This is a genomic window from Pseudomonas morbosilactucae, from assembly GCF_023241665.1.
GTDB lineage: Bacteria > Pseudomonadota > Gammaproteobacteria > Pseudomonadales > Pseudomonadaceae > Aquipseudomonas > Aquipseudomonas morbosilactucae.
On the sequence record NZ_JALQCX010000050.1, the window covers coordinates 87,616 to 104,039 of the forward strand.

Sequence of the window (16,424 nt, forward strand, 5' to 3'; positions counted from 1 at the left end):
GTTGGGCGACGGCAAATCTACGCGACCGAGGCCATGGCCTCGGCGGGGCCTACGGCAGGATCTAATCGTGTTCGTGCCCGATGTTATCGACCGGAATGATCTGCACATTGCCATGCCGGACGCCGCGCTCAGCCATGACATGTTGCGCTAACTCCGTGACCTGCCCGGTAGGCCCTTTCAATACAGACACCTCGAGACAATTGCCGTGGTCAAGGTGCACGTGCAGGGTGGACATCGTCAGGTCATGGTGTGCATGGAACGTAGTATTCAAGCGTTTGGAAAGCTCACGGGTGTGGTGGTCGTAGACATAACTCAAGGTGGCCACACAGCCAGCCTCGGGGTCTCCAGCCTCGGTGTCCGCTAACCCGGCTCGCAGCAAATCGCGAACAGCTTCAGAGCGGCCCTGATACCCGTGGGTGTCCACACGCCGGTCAATGGCGGCCAAGAGGTCCTCGTCCAATGTGATGGTTACTCGTTGCATTAATACCTTCCGCCAGTATGAGCTTTACCAATAGACATCATACTTATCGATGAATACTCTATGCCCGCCATCATTTGGGGGGACATGAGTGTGAAGCAGAGAAGGACGAAACAAAAGATCGGTCGATGGATCCAGGCGGCGTGTCTTGCAGCAGGTCTCTTGAACATTGCCAGTGCCCATGCCGAATCGTCACGCGCAACGCTCACTTACAGCTGGCCCACCAACGCTGGCCCGCTAGACCCCAGAGGCTATTCGCCCAACCAAATGTACGCCCAGGCCATGGTCTATGAACCCTTGGTGCGCTACACCGCCGCAGGCTCGCTGGAGCCGTGGTTAGCCAAAAGTTGGAGCATTTCACCGGACGGTAAAACCTACACCTTCGAACTTCGTGAGGGTGTGACGTTCAGCGACGGAACCCCGTTCGACTCGGCTGCCGCCAAGGCCAACCTGGACGCCGTGCTGGCCAACAGCAAAAGACACCAATGGATGGAGCTGGTCACAACCCTTGAGCGCGTGGAAGCACCCGATCCCCAGACCTTGGTACTGGTCCTCAAACACCCCTATTACCCCACCCTGCTTGAACTGGCCCAAGTCCGCCCCCTGCGCTTTGCGACCCCCCATGCGAAACAGGGAAGCCCTATCGGTACAGGGCCATGGAAACTTGTCGAGACCCGCCGTGGCGAGTACGACCGCTTCCAGCGAAACGAGCATTACTGGGGGGCAAAACCTGCGTACGAAGCAGTGCTGGTCAAAGTGATCTCCGACCCGGACAGCCGCGCCATCGCCCTGCAGACCGGGGAGCTGGACCTGATCCAAGGCGCGGAAGGCGAAATATCGCCGGGCACCTTCGTACGGCTTCGTGAAGCCGGTTTCCGCGCCGCCCTCTCAGCACCCTTGGCGACGCGCACGCTGGCAATGAACACTGGCCGGGCACCCACCAATGACCTGGCGGTACGTCGGGCCATCAACCAGGCCGTAGACAAAGACACGATCATCGCCAAGGTGCTGCATGGCCTGGAACCGCGCGCTGATGCGTTGTTCTCCAACAACATGCCGTACACCGACATTGGTCTCAAAGCCCTGCCCTTCGACCCGGCTGCCGCGCGCAGGACCCTTGAGGAGGCCGGCTGGAAGCCGTCTTCGGCCAAAGGGCCTTTGCGGAAGGACGGCCAGCCACTGAGCATCGAACTGTGTTTCCTGGGCACCAGCGCGTTGCAAAAAAGCCTGGCTGAGGTCATCCAGGGCGAGTTGGCGAAAATCGGTATTGAGGTGCAACTGCGTGCCGAAGAAGAAGGCGCGTTGGTACAACGTCAGCGTGAAGGCCGCTTCGGCATGATCTTCGCCGACACCTGGGGTGCTCCCTACGATCCCCATTCATTCATCAGTTCCATGCGCTACGCCGGACACGCTGATTACATGGCCCAGCGCGGCTTGCCGATGAAAGACGCCATCGACCGCAAGATTGCCGACGTATTGGCCAGCACCCAAGAGCAGGCGCGCGCCGAAGGTTACCGGGAAATTCTAACCACCCTGCAAGAGCAGGCTGTGTACCTGCCAATTTCCCACCTCACAGCCATCAGCGTCAGTCGCCCAGTTGTCGAAGGCGTCGAATTCGGCAGTACGCTATTCGATGTACCTTTCGAACGTATGCGTCCCGTCAGCGGGAAGCCTTAAGCCATGTTGCGTTATGTACTCCTGCGTCTGGTCCTACTGATTCCCGTGCTGCTTGGGGTTTCGCTGATCGTTTTCACACTGTTGCACCTGGGCAATGGCGACCCAGCACTGGATTATCTGCGGCTTTCGCAGATCCCGCCCACCGATGCAGCGTTGCAGGAAGCACGACATGCACTCGGCCTGGACCGACCGTTGCCCGAGCAATATCTGACCTGGCTGTGGAATGCGCTGCACTTGGATTTCGGTACGTCCTACATCACGGGACGACCGGTGCTGGATGATCTGTTGTACTACCTGCCTGCCACCCTGCAACTGGGCGGACTGGCTCTGGCATCGACCCTGCTGATGAGTATCCCGCTAGGCCTGGCGGCGGCACGCTGGCGCGGACGCTGGCCTGATCAGTTGGTACGTCTGGTCACCTTCATCGGTGTGTCGATGCCCAATTTCTGGCTGGCCTTCCTGCTGATCGCGCTGTTCTCCCTGTGGCTCGGCTGGTTACCGCCCTTGGGCCGGGGCGACGCCGCGCACCTGGTGATGCCTGTCCTGGCGATCGCCTTGATGTCCATGTCGATCAATGCCCGGTTGTTGCGGGCCAGCCTGCTGGACGTCAGCCAACAGCGCCATGTGCTTTATGCGCGAGCACGGGGCCTGGACGAGCGGCGCGTCTGGCGCAGTCATATCCTGCGTAATGCCTGGATGCCACTGGTGACAGCCACCGGCATGCACATCGGCGAACTGCTCGGCGGCGCATTGGTGATTGAAACCATTTTTGCCTGGCCAGGTGTGGGGCGTTTCGCCGTCGGTGCCGTGCTCAATCGCGACTTCCCAGTCATGCAGTGTTTTACCCTGCTGCTGACCGCGCTGTTGGTGGTGTGCAATCTGATCGTGGACATCTGCTATGCCTGGCTTGATCCGCGCACACGACTGGCCGGGGTATCGGCATGAAAACTCTTGCATCGTCAACGTCCACAGCGAATTGGGGACTGCGCCTGGGTTGCCTGATGGTCGGTGTCCTGGTCCTGTTGGCAGTCCTGGGACCTTGGCTCGCGCCTTATGACCCGACGCTGGTCGATCTCAGCGAACGCTTGCTGCCTTCCAGCAGTCACCACTGGCTCGGTACTGACCATCTTGGACGGGATGTACTGTCCCGACTGATTGTCGGCGCCCAGCTATCGTTGGGCAGCGTCCTGATGACGCTCACACTGGTGTTGGCGCTGGGCATCGGAATAGGTGGCTTGGCTGGGTTTGTCGGCGGCCGAATCGACATGTTGCTGATGCGTCTGTGCGATATGTTCCTGACCTTCCCTACGCTGGTATTGGCGTTTTTCCTGATTGCTTTGCTCGGCACCGGCTTGACCAACGTAATCATCGCCATCGCTCTCTCCCATTGGGCCTGGTACGCACGCATGGTGCGCGGCATGGTCATCGCCCAGCGCGGGCGTGATTACGTCATTGCCTCGCGCCTTGCCGGGGCTTCGCGCATTACCCGAGTTCGCCAGCACATCCTGCCCAATGTGGCGGGTCAGTTGCTGGTCCTCGCCTCGATGGACATCGGCCATATGATGCTGCACGTGTCCGGGCTGTCATTTCTCGGGCTGGGTGTCAGCCCACCGACACCGGAATGGGGGGTGATGATCAATGACGCCAAAGAGTTCATATGGACCCAGCCCCAACTGCTGCTGTGGCCGGGGCTGATGATTTTCTTTTCGGTGATGGCCTTCAACCTGCTGGGCGATGCACTGCGAGACCGCCTCGATCCGGCCCTGCGCACGGAGGTTAAATGATGCACGGGCAACTCCAGCTCCGAAACTTGCGCATCGAGCATCGTCGCCACACCCTGGTCGACGGCATCGACCTCACCCTCGACACCGGGCAGATCTGCGCCCTGGTGGGGGCCAGCGGCTCGGGAAAATCCCTGACCTGCCTGGGCATCCTCGATCTATTGCCGGATGGCTTGCAGCGGGTCTCCGGTGACCTGTTGATTGATGATCGCAGCGTGTTCGCCAATGAACTGCGCGGGCGGGAAATCGCGCTGGTATTGCAGAACCCACGCAGTGCCTTCAACCCGGTACGCAACCTGCGTCAACACGCGCTTGAAACCCTTCGCGTGCGTGGCGTCAAGGGGGCATCAGCCCAGACGCAGATGCGCGAGGCCATCAACGAAGTAGGCCTGGACGACGTTGATCGAGTGCTCGATTCGTTCGCCTTTCAACTGAGCGGCGGCATGCTGCAACGCATGATGATTGCCCTGGCACTTATGGCCCAAAGTCGCTTTTTGTTGGCCGACGAACCCACCAGCGACCTGGATGTGGTTGCCCAGGCACGGTTTCTTGGCCTGCTTGAACGACTGGCAGCGCAGCGCAATCTTGGCGTCCTGCTGGTCACCCATGACATGGGGGTCGTGGCGCGCTGTTGCCACCGGGTCGCCGTGATGGAGAACGGCCGCATCGTTGAACAGGCGACGTGCATAGCCTGTTCGCATCGCCACAAAGTGCCGCTGCTCGGGCACTCCTGCATGCCCACCGCACATTGACCCGGGAGCATCCGTACCCATGAGCCTATTGCACGCAAAAAATCTGAGCCATGGCTATACCAGCGGCGGCTTTCTGACCCGCAAGCACCGCATACAAGTGCTTCGCGGACTGAGCCTCGAGCTTCATGAGGGCCAAAGCCTGGGGCTGCTGGGTGGCAGTGGCAGCGGTAAAAGCACGCTAGCTCGGTTACTGATGGGCATCGAAAAGCCGGAGCAAGGCAGCATTGCCTTCAACGGTGATCCGTTAGAGCCGGGCAACCCACACTTCTTGCAATCCGTGCAGATGGTTTTTCAAGATGCTCCCAGTGCGTTCAACCCGCAGCGCACCATCGGCTGGAGCATTGCCGAACCTCTGCGCCACCTTCGAGGCCTGAACACCAGCGACTGCCAAGCGCGTGTTGCCGCATTGCTGCAACAGGTGCAACTGGCGCCCAGTAACGCCGGAAAACTGCCTTCGCAGCTAAGCGGAGGTCAACTGCAGCGCGCGGGCATTGCCAGGGCCCTCGCAGTAGAGCCAAAGCTCATCATCCTGGATGAAGCGCTTTCCAACCTTGATCGTGTGCTGCAAGTGCAGATGCTTGAGTTGCTCGCGACCCTACGCAACCGACTCGGCACCGCATTTGTCCTCATCACCCACGACTTGAGCCTGGTGCAACACTTTTGCCAGCGCGTCATCGTGCTGGCCGACGGCACCGTCGTCGAAGATCGTCCGGTAGAACCGGGTATGCGATTCACTCATCCTTGCGCTCGGCGCCTTCAGGATTCCGTACTGCCGCCTGAACCTCAGCCCTCCCTTAACGCCTCCGCCAGCCACTCAACCAGCGCGCGCACTTCAATCCGAGTCTCTGCGCCGTAGTGTGTAAAAACCGATATCGCCTGCGGTAACGGCACGCTTTCTACGCAAGGTCGTACTAGCGCACCGCTTTCAATCAGCCGGCCGGCGGTTCGGCGCCAGCCCATTGCGATGCCATGGCCTTCGACGGCGGCCTGGAGCATCAAGGGGTAACTGTCAAACACCGAGCGCTGAGGGCAATCCTCCAATGTCTGCCCAAAGACTTGCAGCCAGGTGTCCCACTCCATCAAGTGCGGGGGCGTGGCGCTGTGGTGCAAAAGGGTGTGGCGGCGAAGGTCGGCAAGGGCGAGTGGCTGCCGGGCCGTCAGGTAATGGGGACTGCACACGGGAAACACTTCATCCGCGGCGGTGAATGCCAAACCATGCAGGCCGCTGGGGCGGCCGCTGCTTTGCAGGGCCACATCGAAAGGGTCATTGAATTCGGCCAACGGCCGGGTGGTGGTCGCGAGTTGAATCTCGATTTCCGGGTGCTGCTGGTGGAACGTCGACAGGCGCGGCATCAGCCAATAGAAGGCTTCGCACAACTGGCAGAGCAACACCGCGCGGTTTTTACGCGGGGCTTCACGCAGGGCCACGGCACTGTTGCTGATGCTTTGCAGCGCGCTGCTGACCACGCGCCCGAGTTCACGCCCTTCTTGGGTCAGGAAGACCGCACGGTTGCGACGGCAGAACAGCTTCAGCCCCAGGTTGTCTTCCAGCCCACGGATCTGGCGGCTGACCGCCGCTTGGGTGATGTGCAACTCTTCGGCGGCTTTTGAAAAGCTTTCCAGTCGAGCAGCGGCCTCAAAGGGCAGCAAACTGGCCAGCGGCGGCAATGATTTTCCAAGGCTATTCATAATCAGAAGTTATGCATCCAGGGCCGAGAACTCGTTTGTAGCACAGCTGCATGGCTGTGCAACATGCGCTGAATCCCTCACGGACCTTTCTGATGCCCACTGCTCCCTCAAACATCCTGATTGGCGTGGCCCTGGCCGTGGTCGCGACCCTAAGCTGGGCCCTGAACTTCGTGGCGCCCTATGTCACCGGCGCTTACAGCCTCTACGATTTGATGGCCATCCGCTTTCTGATCGCCGGTGGGCTGGGTGCGGCGGTCGTGCTGTTCTGTCGCGCCCAGCTAAGGCTCTTGCGTCGCCATCAACAATGTCTCGCCGCAGGCCTGGGCGTCATCGGTTACCTCGCCTACAGCAGCTGTATTGCTGCCGGTGTGATTTTCGGCGGGCCGGTGCTGACGCCTGCGTTTATCGGCCTGGTGCCGGTGTTGCTGGCCCTGCTTGGCAACGCCCGGAATAAAACCCTTCCCTGGCGCCGGCTGGCGATGCCGCTGGCGTTTTTGACGGCTGGGCTGCTGCTGTCAAACATCAGCAGCGCCCATCAACCTGCCGCAGACGGACATTCGTGGCTGATGGGGTTGGGTTTTTCCATCGGCGCCGTTGCCCTGTGGCTGGTCTTCAGCGTGCTGAATCAGAGCGCCCTGGGCAGGCTCCCGGCCCATGCATCAGCCCTCTGGACCGGCCTAATGATGATGGGCGCCGGCATCGGCACCCTGTGTCTGTTACCGCTGGTACAGGCCCTCGGCCTGCTCAACCTGCCGAGCCTGGGTTTCGGCCTATCCCAGGCAGGACAGCTGTACGGCTGGGGTTTACTGATTGCGCTGATGTCCTCCTTGGTCGGGGCCTGGGCGTGGAACGCCGCGTCCCGCCGCCTGCCCATGGTGCTTTCCGGGCAACTGATCGCCCTTGAATCGCTGTTCGCCACCCTGCTCGGCTTGGTGTTTCATGGCCGCCTGCCAACACTGTTGGAAGCATCAGGCCTGGCGGCGGTGCTCGTCGGTGTGGTCATGGCCGTTCGTATCCTGATGACATCGATCAACCACCCACCCACAAGGCAAACGCTGCGTTCAGCAACCTGACGGTGGGTGGAACAGGCTCTGCGAACGCCATAGGCAGCCAAAAAGCCCAGACATTGCGCCGATCAACTGCCTTCGCATGCTCTAAAGTCCCTACCCAGGGTGCCGATATCTGCTTTGAATCATTGGCTCCACAACCTCCTGAACCGCTGCTGCACTCCCCGCCTGCGTAACGTCCCGTCACGACGCATGGCCGCTTTGTTCCTGGCTCAAAGACATGGAGTAAGAGTGAATGCCTGACCACCCGCGTTTTCTTGAGCATTACCGCAAAGCCGACCGCATCATGCTGGCGCTGGTCTGGCTGATGTTTGTGTTTTCACTGGGTTTGGCGTTCTGGCACGACACCTTGATCCAGGCGCTGGTGGTGGGGGGTGGCACCTGTGTGCTGCTGACCGTGCTGTATCGCGCCATCGGCGGCACACGCTGGATGCGTTGCGGCCTGGGCGTTGGCTTGATGGTCATGGCGGCCTTGCACATCAACCAGGCCCAGGGGGTCATCGAATCCCACTTCGGCATTTTCGCCTTACTGGCGGTGCTGACCTTTTATCGCGACTGGCTGCCGATCCTGGTGGCGGCGTTGACCATCGCGGTGCATCACGTGGTGTTCCACGTCCTGCAACATCAAGGTTTTCCAGTGTTCGTCATGGAGCATCACGGCGGCTGGACGATGATTTTCGTCCACGCGTTCTACGTGGTCATGGAGACCGTCGCCCTGCTCTATCTGGCGGTGCACAGCCAGGCGGAAGCGGTCGAGAGCCAGGACATGCTGGAGAAAATGCTCACCGTCACCACCCAGCTCACCGCCGACCCGGGCAAGGGCGACAACGAGCGGGTGCACGTTTCGCTGGCTGATCGCTTCGACCGATTCCTGATGCAGGTCACGGCCTTGGTCGACGGGGTGGTCCACGACTCCCAGGGCCTGGGTGAGCTGGGTCAGGAGTTGGCCAAGGCCAGCGATACCCTGGAGAAAGGCGCCAAGCACCAACTGGCGGAAATCGCCCAGATGACCGGCTCGATGCAGCGCATGGGGGACGCCATGGGGCACATTGTGGTTCACGTCGAGCACGCCGTTGAACACACCGGCCAAGCCAGCCTGCAAATCACCCGCGGGCAGGAAAGCGTGAGCCGGGCCCAGCATGAAATCACCCAACTGGCCTCGCGCCTGAAAGGTACCCATGAAACGGTGCAGGTCCTGGCGGTACAGGCCGAGCAAATCGGCAGTGTGCTGGAGGTCATCAGCAGCATTGCCGAACAAACCAACCTGCTGGCCCTCAACGCCGCCATCGAGGCCGCCCGCGCCGGCGAGCAAGGCCGAGGCTTTGCGGTGGTGGCCGATGAGGTGCGAAGCCTGGCGCAGCGCACCGCCGTTTCCACCCATGAAATCAGAACCATCATCGAAGCCCTGCAACAAGGCAGCCGCAAAGCCGTCGAGGCCATGCACGACAGCCACGAAGGCGTAGAGCGTTGCGTCGAGGACAGCCAACTGGCAGTGGCGATGTTGCAGGCCGTGGGCAGTGATATCTCGCAGATCGATCAACTCAATGGGCGTATCGTCACCACCACCCGCGAACAATCCACGGCGAGCGTCGAGATTGTCGGTCGTCTGCAATCGGTGCAAAGCATTGCGCAAAACACCGCCGACGATGTCGAAACCCTCGCCCTGAGCAGCCAGCGCCTACCCCCTATCGCGGTTCGCCTGGACACCCTGGGTCGCAAGTTCCACCAGTAACGACCGACAAAGGATGCGACATGCTGATTGCCCATCTATCCGACCTGCACATTAGGCCCCCAGGCGTGCTGTACCAGGGGCTGGTGGATTCGAACCGCCACTGCCAGCAAGCCATCGAACATTTGAATGGGCTGCGTCCGCGCCCGGACGTGGTCATCATCACCGGCGACTTGGTGGATGAAGGCTTGCCGGCCGAATACGAAATGGCAAAACAGTTGCTCGCCGGTATTCAACAGCCGCTGTTGATGATTCCGGGCAATCACGATGACCGCGAGCGATTCAGGGCGGCGTTCCCTCAGGCCGTGTCAGGCGCCAGCCAAGGCCCCGTGCACTTCGTGGCGGCGGATCTGGGGCCGGTTCGCCTCATTGGCCTGGACATCACCGTGCCCGGGGAGCATCACGGCGACGTCGACGAGGCGGCGCAGGCGTGGCTCGAACAGGCCCTGGCCCAAGAGCCGGATCGACCGACCCTGATCATGCTGCACCAGCCGCCCTTCCTCAGCGGTATTCCTTACATCGACACCTACGCCTGCCTCAACGGGCATCGTCTGGCCCAGGTCGTCGCGCGCTACCCAGCGGTCGAGCGCATCGTCTGCGGGCACATTCACCGCTCCATGCAGTTGCGCTTCGGTGGTTCCTTGCTGTGCACCGCGCCCAGCACCACCACGGCCATCGCCCTGGCCCTGGACGAAAACGCCCAGGAGGCCTCCTACCTGGAGCCCCCCGCCCTGCTGCTGCATCACTGGAAACCCGACACCGGCCTTATCACCCACTGGGTCCCCATCGGCACCTTCCCAGGGCCAATGCCCTTCGCCTGAACAACCCGCGCTGTGCACCGGCCTACAACACACATCAAGCTCAGCGGTGCACCTGTAGGAGCCGGCTTGCCGGCGATGGCCCCCCTGCCCTGAAGCCCCTGATTGCTGGCAAGCCCGCTCCAACACATCCAGACCGACAACGTCGACGTGCGGGGAAATGGGTTTACAGCGCCAGGTGAGCGGCGCCCAACACCAGCATGGCACCGCCAAGGACGAGCCAGGCACGGAGCACACTGCGAAGGCTGAAGACCCCAATGACGATGGCGCTGTACAGCCCGAAGCTCAGCAGCGTGGTGATCAACACCCCATCGGCCGGATTGACGCCCGGTGTGCGGGACAACAGCACTGCCAATAACGACAGGGCTGACGAGGACACCCCATAACCGCCCAGGCCGGCGGCCAGCACCCGACTCAAGACCCGCCAGCGGTAACCCTTCGGTGATTCGCGTTTATGGGTGGCGGCCATCTCAATTCACCTGGGTCGGTTTGACGGAACGACGCCCGCGCTCAGTGGCGCTGTCGGGCTTACGATGCAGCTTGCGCAGGGCAACCACCAGCAGCACACCGAAGGTCAACGCGACGCCCTCGACACTTGCCCGTTGCCAGTCGTCGGCGGCGATGTAGCGGCCGATATGCTGCCCCGTGGTCAACAGGTTGAGCAGCGGCAGGCCAAAGCACAGCAACGCGGCGCACGACAGCTGTTCGCTCCAGGCCTTGTGGGAAGGCCTGACCAGGGCATGAACCAGCGTTGCCAGCCAAACCAACAGAAAGCTATGGATTTCCCAGAGCGCCCGCCCCGGCATTTCAATCGGTAGCAGCCGGTTGGCGTAAAAATAAGCGATACAGGCCACGCCCATGCCCGCCACACAGGCGACGTTGAGGGCATTGACCACCCGGTACACCCCGGCAGTCGCGGCACCGAACTCTCGCTGGCTCTTGATCCGCCGCTTGATCGTAAACAGCAGGGTGCCGGCGGCCATCATCAGCATGCCCAGCAGGCCGCTGATGAAGTACAGCCACTTCATGCTCCAGCCGCCAAAGTCGGCGAAATGCAGTGACTTGATCACCCCATAAATCCGCTCGCCAACCGCCAGCGTCGCCGCTTCCGGCAACTGGACCTGCAACACAGCGCCGCTCACGCCGTCGAACAGGACGCTGGCCTGGGGGGTGAACAGCGCCTGTGACGGCCGTGCCGTATCCGCCTGGCCCAACACCCGCACGCTCATCCCGGGTGCACCAGGCCGGTCGATCAACAGCAGGCGCGCGGGCTGCCCGAGCAACACTTGCGCCCGCTGCATCAGCTCGGACCATTGGGACGTGACGGTCTGCCCTTCAGGCCCCAAGGGGCTCAGTGGCAACTGCGCGGGGCTCGACAAGTCGGATTGAAACCGGCTGTAGGCGTCCGGCTCGGCCCCATAGACCGCTCGCAGCGGACCGGGCATGTAGCTGGTATAGAAAATGGACAAGCCCGTGTAAGCGATCATCAGCAGAAAAGGCAGGGTCATGACCGCCGTGGCGTTGTGCGCATCCAGCCAGGAACGCGGCCCCCTGCCCGGCCGAAAGGTAAAGAAATCGAGGAAGATCCGCCGGTGCACCACCACCCCGGAAATCAGCGCCACCAACAGGCCCAGGGTCAACCCGCCGACCAGCCAGAAGCCCAGGACCGGCAGGTGCAGCATGTAGTGGAAGGACATGAAATGCCGGCCACCTTCTGTTTTACGCGCCAGCCCCTGTGTCAGCGGCGCACCGTTATCCGCGGACAACGCCACGTGCCGAGTGCCGGCCCCAAGCCGCCAGGTCAAGGTCATGGCCTCGCCCGGATGCTGCGGCAACTGCACCCTCCAGAACCGCGCACCAACGGCATGCTCACCGAGGTAGCGCGCCGCATGGTCAACGGCGCGGCCAGCGTCAAGGCGCTCCCCCTGCGCAACGGTGGCCAGGGGCTGGGCCTCCATCCAGCGGGTAATGGGGTCGCGAAACACGCTCAAGCTGCCGGTCAGGAAAATCGCGCACAGCAGCCAGCCGCACGCCAGCCCGCACCAGGTGTGCAGCCAGGCCATCGACTGGCGAAAGCTGTCCTTCATGACCGTTTGCCCACTACAACCGCAACAGCTTCAGCACTCAAAAATCCCCCCGCAGGGTCAACAGGTAGCTGCGCGGTTCACCAAACAGGTTGGACCGGTCGGTGGCCACGGCGGTGGTGTAGTAGCGACGATCAAACAGGTTCTCGGCATTGAGCGACACCTTCCAATGCTCGTCGAGTTTCCAACTGGCGCGAGCATCCCAGATCGCATAGCCCTTGCTGCCGAATTCCAACCCGGTGGTCGAGGCCGCTTCGTAACCCGATTGCGCCGACACACCGCCGCCCAAGGTCAGGCGATTCCACTGGCCCGGCAGGTTGTAGCTGGTTTGCAGGCGCAGCATGTGCTTGGGCGTTTCGTACGCCACTTCGACCGCCTCGGTGTTGTTGCGTAAAAGGTTGAAGGTGTAGCCGCCGAACACCTGCAAGCCCGGCAACACCTCACCGCTGGCTTCGATATCGATGCCTTTGCTGCGTTTGATCGTGCCGTTGACGTAGCAAGTGCCGCTGCTGTCGTTGGAAAAACAGTCGACGTTGGCGGTGTCCACCAGGGCGACATCGGTTTGCTTGATATAGAACAGCGCCATCGACAGGTTCAGGCGACTGTCGAACAGCGCGCCTTTGATCCCCGTCTCATAATTGTCACCCGATGACGGCGACAACGGGCTGCCGCTGGCGTCCACATAGTTGCCCTGGGCGTTGAAGATTTGCGCGTAGCTGGTGTACCAGGACCATTGGTCGTTGATGTCATAAATCAGCCCCACGTACGGCGTGACTTCCCGGGTCACCTTGGACTCATAAGGCAGCGCCGAACCACGCTGGACGTCATAGGTGTAGTCATACCAACTGGCTCGCCCCCCCAGCACCAGGCTCAAGGGCTCGCTCAGACGCAGACGGGTGTTGGCGTACAGGCCCGAGCGTTCTTCAGTCATATCGATATCGGTGGCCCAGGCCGGCCTCGCCGGCTTGGCCAGGCTGTGGTGATCGACGTCGAAGATATTGATCGGCAGCCTGTTGGCGGACACCTGCACCTGTTTGGTGTTGGCTTCCTGCCGCGACCAGGTGGCGCCAACGGTAACGTCATGGGTCAGGCCAAAGGCATCGAAATGGCCATTGATATGGCTGTCCAGCCCGGTGCTGGCGACTTCATCCCGGCGAAACAGCACGTTCTGAAAGACTGAGCCGGCGTTGGTCTGCGGGTTGATCGCGCCGCGCGCATAAGCAATCTGTTGATCAAAACCGCCTTCGGAGTAAGTCAAGGAGGTGGTACTGGCCCAGTCGTCGTTGAAGCGATGCTCGACTTCGGCAAAGACCTCACTCATGTCGCTTTCATGGCGGTTCCAGTCCTGCACCAGGGACGTGGAGCGGGAAATGTCCAAGGCGTTGCCGTTGCTGTACCTCGGCAGCCCGTAGATCGAATAACCGTTGATGACGTTTTCCTGGCGACGCAGGCTCAGGGTCAAGGTGGTGCTGTCATTCACGTCGGCCTCGACAATCCCGTACAACAACGGCGTGCGGGTGTTGAGTTGGTCGAGGTAGGAGCCATTGTCCTCGTAGGCCGTGACCAAGCGGCCGCGCACGCTGCCGGAATCGTTGAGCTTGCCGCTGGCGTCGAGATCAACGCGGTATTGATCCCAGGAGCCGGCCCGGGTGGTGATCGAGAATTTGTTTTCTGCAGTGGGTCGCTTGCGCACCAGGTTCACGGCGCCACCCGGCTCCCCTGCGCCGACCAGCAGACCGGAAGCCCCGCGCAAAACCTCGACCCGGTCGTAGATGGCAGTATCGGGTTTCATCCAGCCGGTGATCTGATAACCCTGGCCCGGCACACCGTCGATCAGGAAGCTTTCAGCCAGCAGCGAGAAGCCACGGGAGGTGTACACGTGGCCACCGAAGTTACGGTACTGAAAGGTGATGCCCGGGGTTTCTTCCAGCACCTTGTCCAGGCTGGTCAGGTTCTTGTCGTCCATCAACTGGCGGGTGACCACGCTGACCGACTGCGGTGTTTCTCGCGGAGTGAGGTTCAACCGGGTGGCTGTGCTGCTGACGCCAGTGGTGTAGGAGCCGGTGCCTTCGGTGGTCGCGCCCAGCGGGTTATCGATGGCGCTGACCGTGGTGGCCCCCAGTACCATGGCATCGCCGGCTTTGGGCAAAGGCTCCAGGACCAGGGTTCGCTCGTCGAGCAAACGCCAGGTGTAGCCACTGCCCCGCAACAGCGTGTCCATGGCCTGGGCCAGGGTGTAGGGGCCACTCAGGGCCGGCGCGTTCTGCCCGCGCACATCGTTGGAATTGAAGATAAGCCGCAAGTTGGTCTGGTCAGCCAGTTGGGTCAACGCCTGGTCCAGCGACTGCGCGGCCATCTGCAACTGGATGCGGGTCGAGGTATCTGCCGCCTGCACCGTCAAAGGCACCAGGGGCAGGCTGCCGCCCAGGGTCAGCATCAACGTCAGGGTCAGCGTCTGGCCGCTGACAGGAGCAAAAAAGTTCGAAGGTGCCGGCATTTGAATCGTCCGTAAGTGGTATCACGACATGAGAATTATTCGCGCTCACACCCACGACGAATCATCCCCACCCACCTTGCCGTCGAAAGTCATATTTTTTTTGCCGACCTGCAAAATCCTGCCGATGGCGGTGCAAAACGACAGTCATGGAGAGGCGGTTTCAGAAACAGTGATGATAACTGTTCTCAGTTGAGATAGGATGCGCGCCTCACCAGCCGGGGCAGTACGCATGTCCGTGTCACCCAACTCAAATCATTTGCTGACAGCCTTTCAGGAGCACTATGCCGACCTGCTGGCTTTTCTAGCGCGACGATTGGGCAATGTGGAAAAAGCCGCAGACGTGGCGCAGGACACTTACCTGCGCCTGGCCGGGCTCGGCGATACGGCGCAGATCCTCGAACCGCGGGCGTTTGTCTTCAGGGTGGCCGGCAACCTGGCCATCGACCGGTTGCGCCAGGAACAACGGCACGCCGCCTGGCAGGTGGACGCCGGCCCCGACGATGAAGCCTGCGACCCGATGGCCTCGCCGGAACGCTCGTTTCTCGCGGCCGAAGCCATCGAACAACTGGACAAAGCCCTGCACCTGTTGCCCAGCAATGCGCGCCTGGCGCTGTTGCTCAATCGCGTCGAAGGTTTGACCCACGCGCAAATCGCCGTGCGCCTCGGGGTGTCGGAAAGCATGGTGGGCAAATACATCGTTCAAGCCATGCGCCACTGCCGGGATTGGCTACGCCAGTCGGAGTGCCTTTAGAATGCGCGGCATGCCCCTCCTTCCGACTGCTTCATTGAGCCCTTCACCATGGCTGAGCGTATGAACCACAACCTGTCCAGCCTTGAGCTGGAGGACCAGGCCATCGAGCAATGGGTGCACCTGACGTCCGGGCGGGCCAGCGACGCCGACCATGCCGCATTTGCCCACTGGCGGGGCCAAAGCCCGCGCCATGAAGCAGCGGCGGCCTTGGCCGAGCAAATGTGGCAAGCCTTGCCACAAACCACCAGCGCCACGACCTTTGTAGCCCCTGCTCCCAGGCAACGTCGCACCCTGCGCTGGGCAGCGTTGGCGGCCGGCCTGGCGGCGCTGGCCATCAGCGGTTTCAATGAGCCGTTGCAGGTGTATTTTGCCGACCACACCACCGCCGTTGGCGAACGCAAGCTGCTGACACTCGAGGATGGCAGCCAGGTCTGGCTGAACAGTGCAACGGCGCTGTCCGTGCATTACACCGCCCAACGCCGCGAGATCAGCCTGCTTAAAGGTGAAGCACTGTTTCAGGTGAGCAAGGACCCTGCCCGGCCGTTCGTGGTCCAGGCCTCCGGCGGCAGCGTGCAAGCCGTGGGCACGCGTTTTGATGTGGATCGCCAAGGCCATCGCGTGCGGGTCGGCGTGACCGAAGGCGAGGTGAAAGTCTCATCCGGCGGTGACGCCGTACCGCTCAAATCCGCCCAGCAACTCGACTTTGTGGACGGTTCGCCGCCCTCACCCACCCACCCGCTGGACATCAGCACCGCCGCAGCCTGGCAACGCGGCAAGCTGATCTTCAATCGCCGCCCGCTGGCGGAGGTGTTTGCCGACCTTGAACGGCATATGCCGGGTTCCCTGCTCGTAGCGGGCAACCTGCCGGACACCGCCGTGAGCGGCGTATTCAGCCTCGACGACGTCCCCGCCATGCTCGACGTCCTGGCCCGCACCCAGCCCGTGCGCATCTACCAATTACCCTGGCTGACCCTGGTGATGAATGCCGACCAATGATCAACCCCCGCCCCCTACCGCCCTCCATCTTGTGTAGGAGCCGGCTCGCCGGCGATCAGCCCTCAAGCCCTGCACCGCTCTGACGATCGCCATCGCTGGCAAGCC

At 61.8% G+C, this 16,424-nt stretch carries 14 protein-coding genes and 1 pseudogene; 10 read left to right on the top strand and 5 right to left on the bottom strand.

Features of this window, described 5'->3' with window-relative positions; genetic code table 11:
* Nucleotides 1–61 precede the first annotated feature (61 nt).
* Nucleotides 62–481, bottom strand: a complete 420-nt coding sequence (nikR, locus tag M1B35_RS24165) for a nickel-responsive transcriptional regulator NikR (RefSeq protein ID WP_268263314.1) — start codon at nucleotides 479–481, stop codon at nucleotides 62–64.
* A 90-nt stretch (nucleotides 482–571) separates the two neighbouring features.
* On the opposite strand from nikR, the gene nikA reads away from it, so the two are divergent.
* The 5 genes and pseudogenes from nikA (at nucleotide 572) to nikE (ending at nucleotide 5,544) form a co-directional block, all read left to right on the top strand.
* The gene (nikA, locus tag M1B35_RS24170; RefSeq protein ID WP_425273442.1) at nucleotides 572–2,155 is read left to right on the top strand and encodes a nickel ABC transporter substrate-binding protein; all 1,584 of its coding nucleotides are present in this window, start codon (nucleotides 572–574) and stop codon (nucleotides 2,153–2,155) included.
* Nucleotides 2,156–2,158: 3 nt separating this feature from the next.
* Nucleotides 2,159–3,100, top strand: coding sequence for a nickel ABC transporter permease subunit NikB (gene nikB, locus M1B35_RS24175; protein WP_123333304.1), 942 nt, complete (start codon nucleotides 2,159–2,161; stop codon nucleotides 3,098–3,100).
* Nucleotides 3,097–3,939: a nickel ABC transporter permease subunit NikC gene (gene nikC, locus M1B35_RS24180; protein WP_123333306.1), complete on the top strand. Its 843-nt coding sequence runs from the start codon at nucleotides 3,097–3,099 to the stop codon at nucleotides 3,937–3,939. Before nikB ends, nikC begins: the two co-directional genes overlap by 4 nt.
* Nucleotides 3,939–4,711 (top strand): annotated as a pseudogene (locus M1B35_RS24185) (ATP-binding cassette domain-containing protein). The gene nikC and the pseudogene M1B35_RS24185 overlap by 1 nt, the downstream one beginning before the upstream one ends.
* The gene (nikE, locus tag M1B35_RS24190) at nucleotides 4,708–5,544 is read left to right on the top strand and encodes a nickel import ATP-binding protein NikE (RefSeq protein WP_268263316.1); all 837 of its coding nucleotides are present in this window, start codon (nucleotides 4,708–4,710) and stop codon (nucleotides 5,542–5,544) included. The pseudogene M1B35_RS24185 and the gene nikE overlap by 4 nt, the downstream one beginning before the upstream one ends.
* Here the strand turns inward: nikE and M1B35_RS24195 are convergent.
* The gene (locus tag M1B35_RS24195) at nucleotides 5,472–6,377 is read right to left on the bottom strand and encodes a LysR substrate-binding domain-containing protein (RefSeq protein WP_268263317.1); all 906 of its coding nucleotides are present in this window, start codon (nucleotides 6,375–6,377) and stop codon (nucleotides 5,472–5,474) included. The two genes, nikE and M1B35_RS24195, sit on opposite strands and share 73 nt — an antisense overlap.
* Nucleotides 6,378–6,469: 92 nt before the next feature.
* Between M1B35_RS24195 and M1B35_RS24200 the strand changes: the two genes are divergently transcribed.
* From M1B35_RS24200 to M1B35_RS24210, 3 genes are all read left to right on the top strand, one after another.
* On the top strand, nucleotides 6,470–7,450 hold the full coding sequence (locus M1B35_RS24200) for a DMT family transporter (RefSeq protein ID WP_268263327.1): 981 nt from the start codon (nucleotides 6,470–6,472) through the stop codon (nucleotides 7,448–7,450).
* 229 nt (nucleotides 7,451–7,679) lie between these two features.
* On the top strand, nucleotides 7,680–9,176 hold the full coding sequence (locus M1B35_RS31975) for a methyl-accepting chemotaxis protein (RefSeq protein WP_279653885.1): 1,497 nt from the start codon (nucleotides 7,680–7,682) through the stop codon (nucleotides 9,174–9,176).
* Nucleotides 9,177–9,196: 20 nt separating this feature from the next.
* Nucleotides 9,197–9,994: a phosphodiesterase gene (locus M1B35_RS24210; RefSeq protein ID WP_268263318.1), complete on the top strand. Its 798-nt coding sequence runs from the start codon at nucleotides 9,197–9,199 to the stop codon at nucleotides 9,992–9,994.
* A 163-nt stretch (nucleotides 9,995–10,157) separates the two neighbouring features.
* Here M1B35_RS24210 and M1B35_RS24215 read toward each other — a convergent pair whose 3' ends face one another.
* Genes M1B35_RS24215 through M1B35_RS24225 form a run of 3 tightly spaced genes read right to left on the bottom strand, consistent with a single transcriptional unit; the run spans nucleotide 10,158 to nucleotide 14,572 of the window.
* Nucleotides 10,158–10,460: an iron transporter gene (locus M1B35_RS24215; protein WP_221178424.1), complete on the bottom strand. Its 303-nt coding sequence runs from the start codon at nucleotides 10,458–10,460 to the stop codon at nucleotides 10,158–10,160.
* Between the two features lies 1 nt (nucleotide 10,461).
* Nucleotides 10,462–12,078 carry a PepSY-associated TM helix domain-containing protein gene (locus M1B35_RS24220; protein WP_268263319.1) on the bottom strand — a complete coding sequence of 539 codons (1,617 nt, stop codon included), beginning with the start codon at nucleotides 12,076–12,078 and terminating at the stop codon, nucleotides 10,462–10,464.
* 37 nt (nucleotides 12,079–12,115) lie between these two features.
* On the bottom strand, nucleotides 12,116–14,572 hold the full coding sequence (locus tag M1B35_RS24225; RefSeq protein WP_268263320.1) for a TonB-dependent siderophore receptor: 2,457 nt from the start codon (nucleotides 14,570–14,572) through the stop codon (nucleotides 12,116–12,118).
* Between the two features lie 229 nt (nucleotides 14,573–14,801).
* Between M1B35_RS24225 and M1B35_RS24230 the strand changes: the two genes are divergently transcribed.
* Both M1B35_RS24230 and M1B35_RS24235 read left to right on the top strand, forming a co-directional pair.
* The gene (locus tag M1B35_RS24230; protein ID WP_123333322.1) at nucleotides 14,802–15,323 is read left to right on the top strand and encodes a sigma-70 family RNA polymerase sigma factor; all 522 of its coding nucleotides are present in this window, start codon (nucleotides 14,802–14,804) and stop codon (nucleotides 15,321–15,323) included.
* A gap of 48 nt (nucleotides 15,324–15,371) precedes the next feature.
* Nucleotides 15,372–16,319: a FecR family protein gene (locus M1B35_RS24235; RefSeq protein WP_268263321.1), complete on the top strand. Its 948-nt coding sequence runs from the start codon at nucleotides 15,372–15,374 to the stop codon at nucleotides 16,317–16,319.
* The last annotated feature ends 105 nt before the right edge of the window (nucleotides 16,320–16,424 follow it).

Excerpts from the sequence above, each read along its gene's own strand:
- M1B35_RS31975 (WP_279653885.1), top strand. The coding sequence starts at position 7,680 with ATGCCTGACCACCCGCGTTTTCTTGAGCATTACCGCAAAGCCGACCGC.
- nikE (WP_268263316.1), top strand. The coding sequence starts at position 4,708 with ATGAGCCTATTGCACGCAAAAAATCTGAGCCATGGCTATACCAGCGGC.
- M1B35_RS24195 (WP_268263317.1), bottom strand. The coding sequence starts at position 6,377 with ATGAATAGCCTTGGAAAATCATTGCCGCCGCTGGCCAGTTTGCTGCCC.
- M1B35_RS24200 (WP_268263327.1), top strand. The coding sequence starts at position 6,470 with ATGCCCACTGCTCCCTCAAACATCCTGATTGGCGTGGCCCTGGCCGTG.
- M1B35_RS24225 (WP_268263320.1), bottom strand. The coding sequence starts at position 14,572 with ATGCCGGCACCTTCGAACTTTTTTGCTCCTGTCAGCGGCCAGACGCTG.
- M1B35_RS24220 (WP_268263319.1), bottom strand. The coding sequence starts at position 12,078 with ATGAAGGACAGCTTTCGCCAGTCGATGGCCTGGCTGCACACCTGGTGC.
- nikC (WP_123333306.1), top strand. The coding sequence starts at position 3,097 with ATGAAAACTCTTGCATCGTCAACGTCCACAGCGAATTGGGGACTGCGC.
- M1B35_RS24215 (WP_221178424.1), bottom strand. The coding sequence starts at position 10,460 with ATGGCCGCCACCCATAAACGCGAATCACCGAAGGGTTACCGCTGGCGG.
- nikB (WP_123333304.1), top strand. The coding sequence starts at position 2,159 with ATGTTGCGTTATGTACTCCTGCGTCTGGTCCTACTGATTCCCGTGCTG.
- M1B35_RS24235 (WP_268263321.1), top strand. The coding sequence starts at position 15,372 with ATGGCTGAGCGTATGAACCACAACCTGTCCAGCCTTGAGCTGGAGGAC.
- nikR (WP_268263314.1), bottom strand. The coding sequence starts at position 481 with ATGCAACGAGTAACCATCACATTGGACGAGGACCTCTTGGCCGCCATT.
- M1B35_RS24210 (WP_268263318.1), top strand. The coding sequence starts at position 9,197 with ATGCTGATTGCCCATCTATCCGACCTGCACATTAGGCCCCCAGGCGTG.
- M1B35_RS24230 (WP_123333322.1), top strand. The coding sequence starts at position 14,802 with ATGTCCGTGTCACCCAACTCAAATCATTTGCTGACAGCCTTTCAGGAG.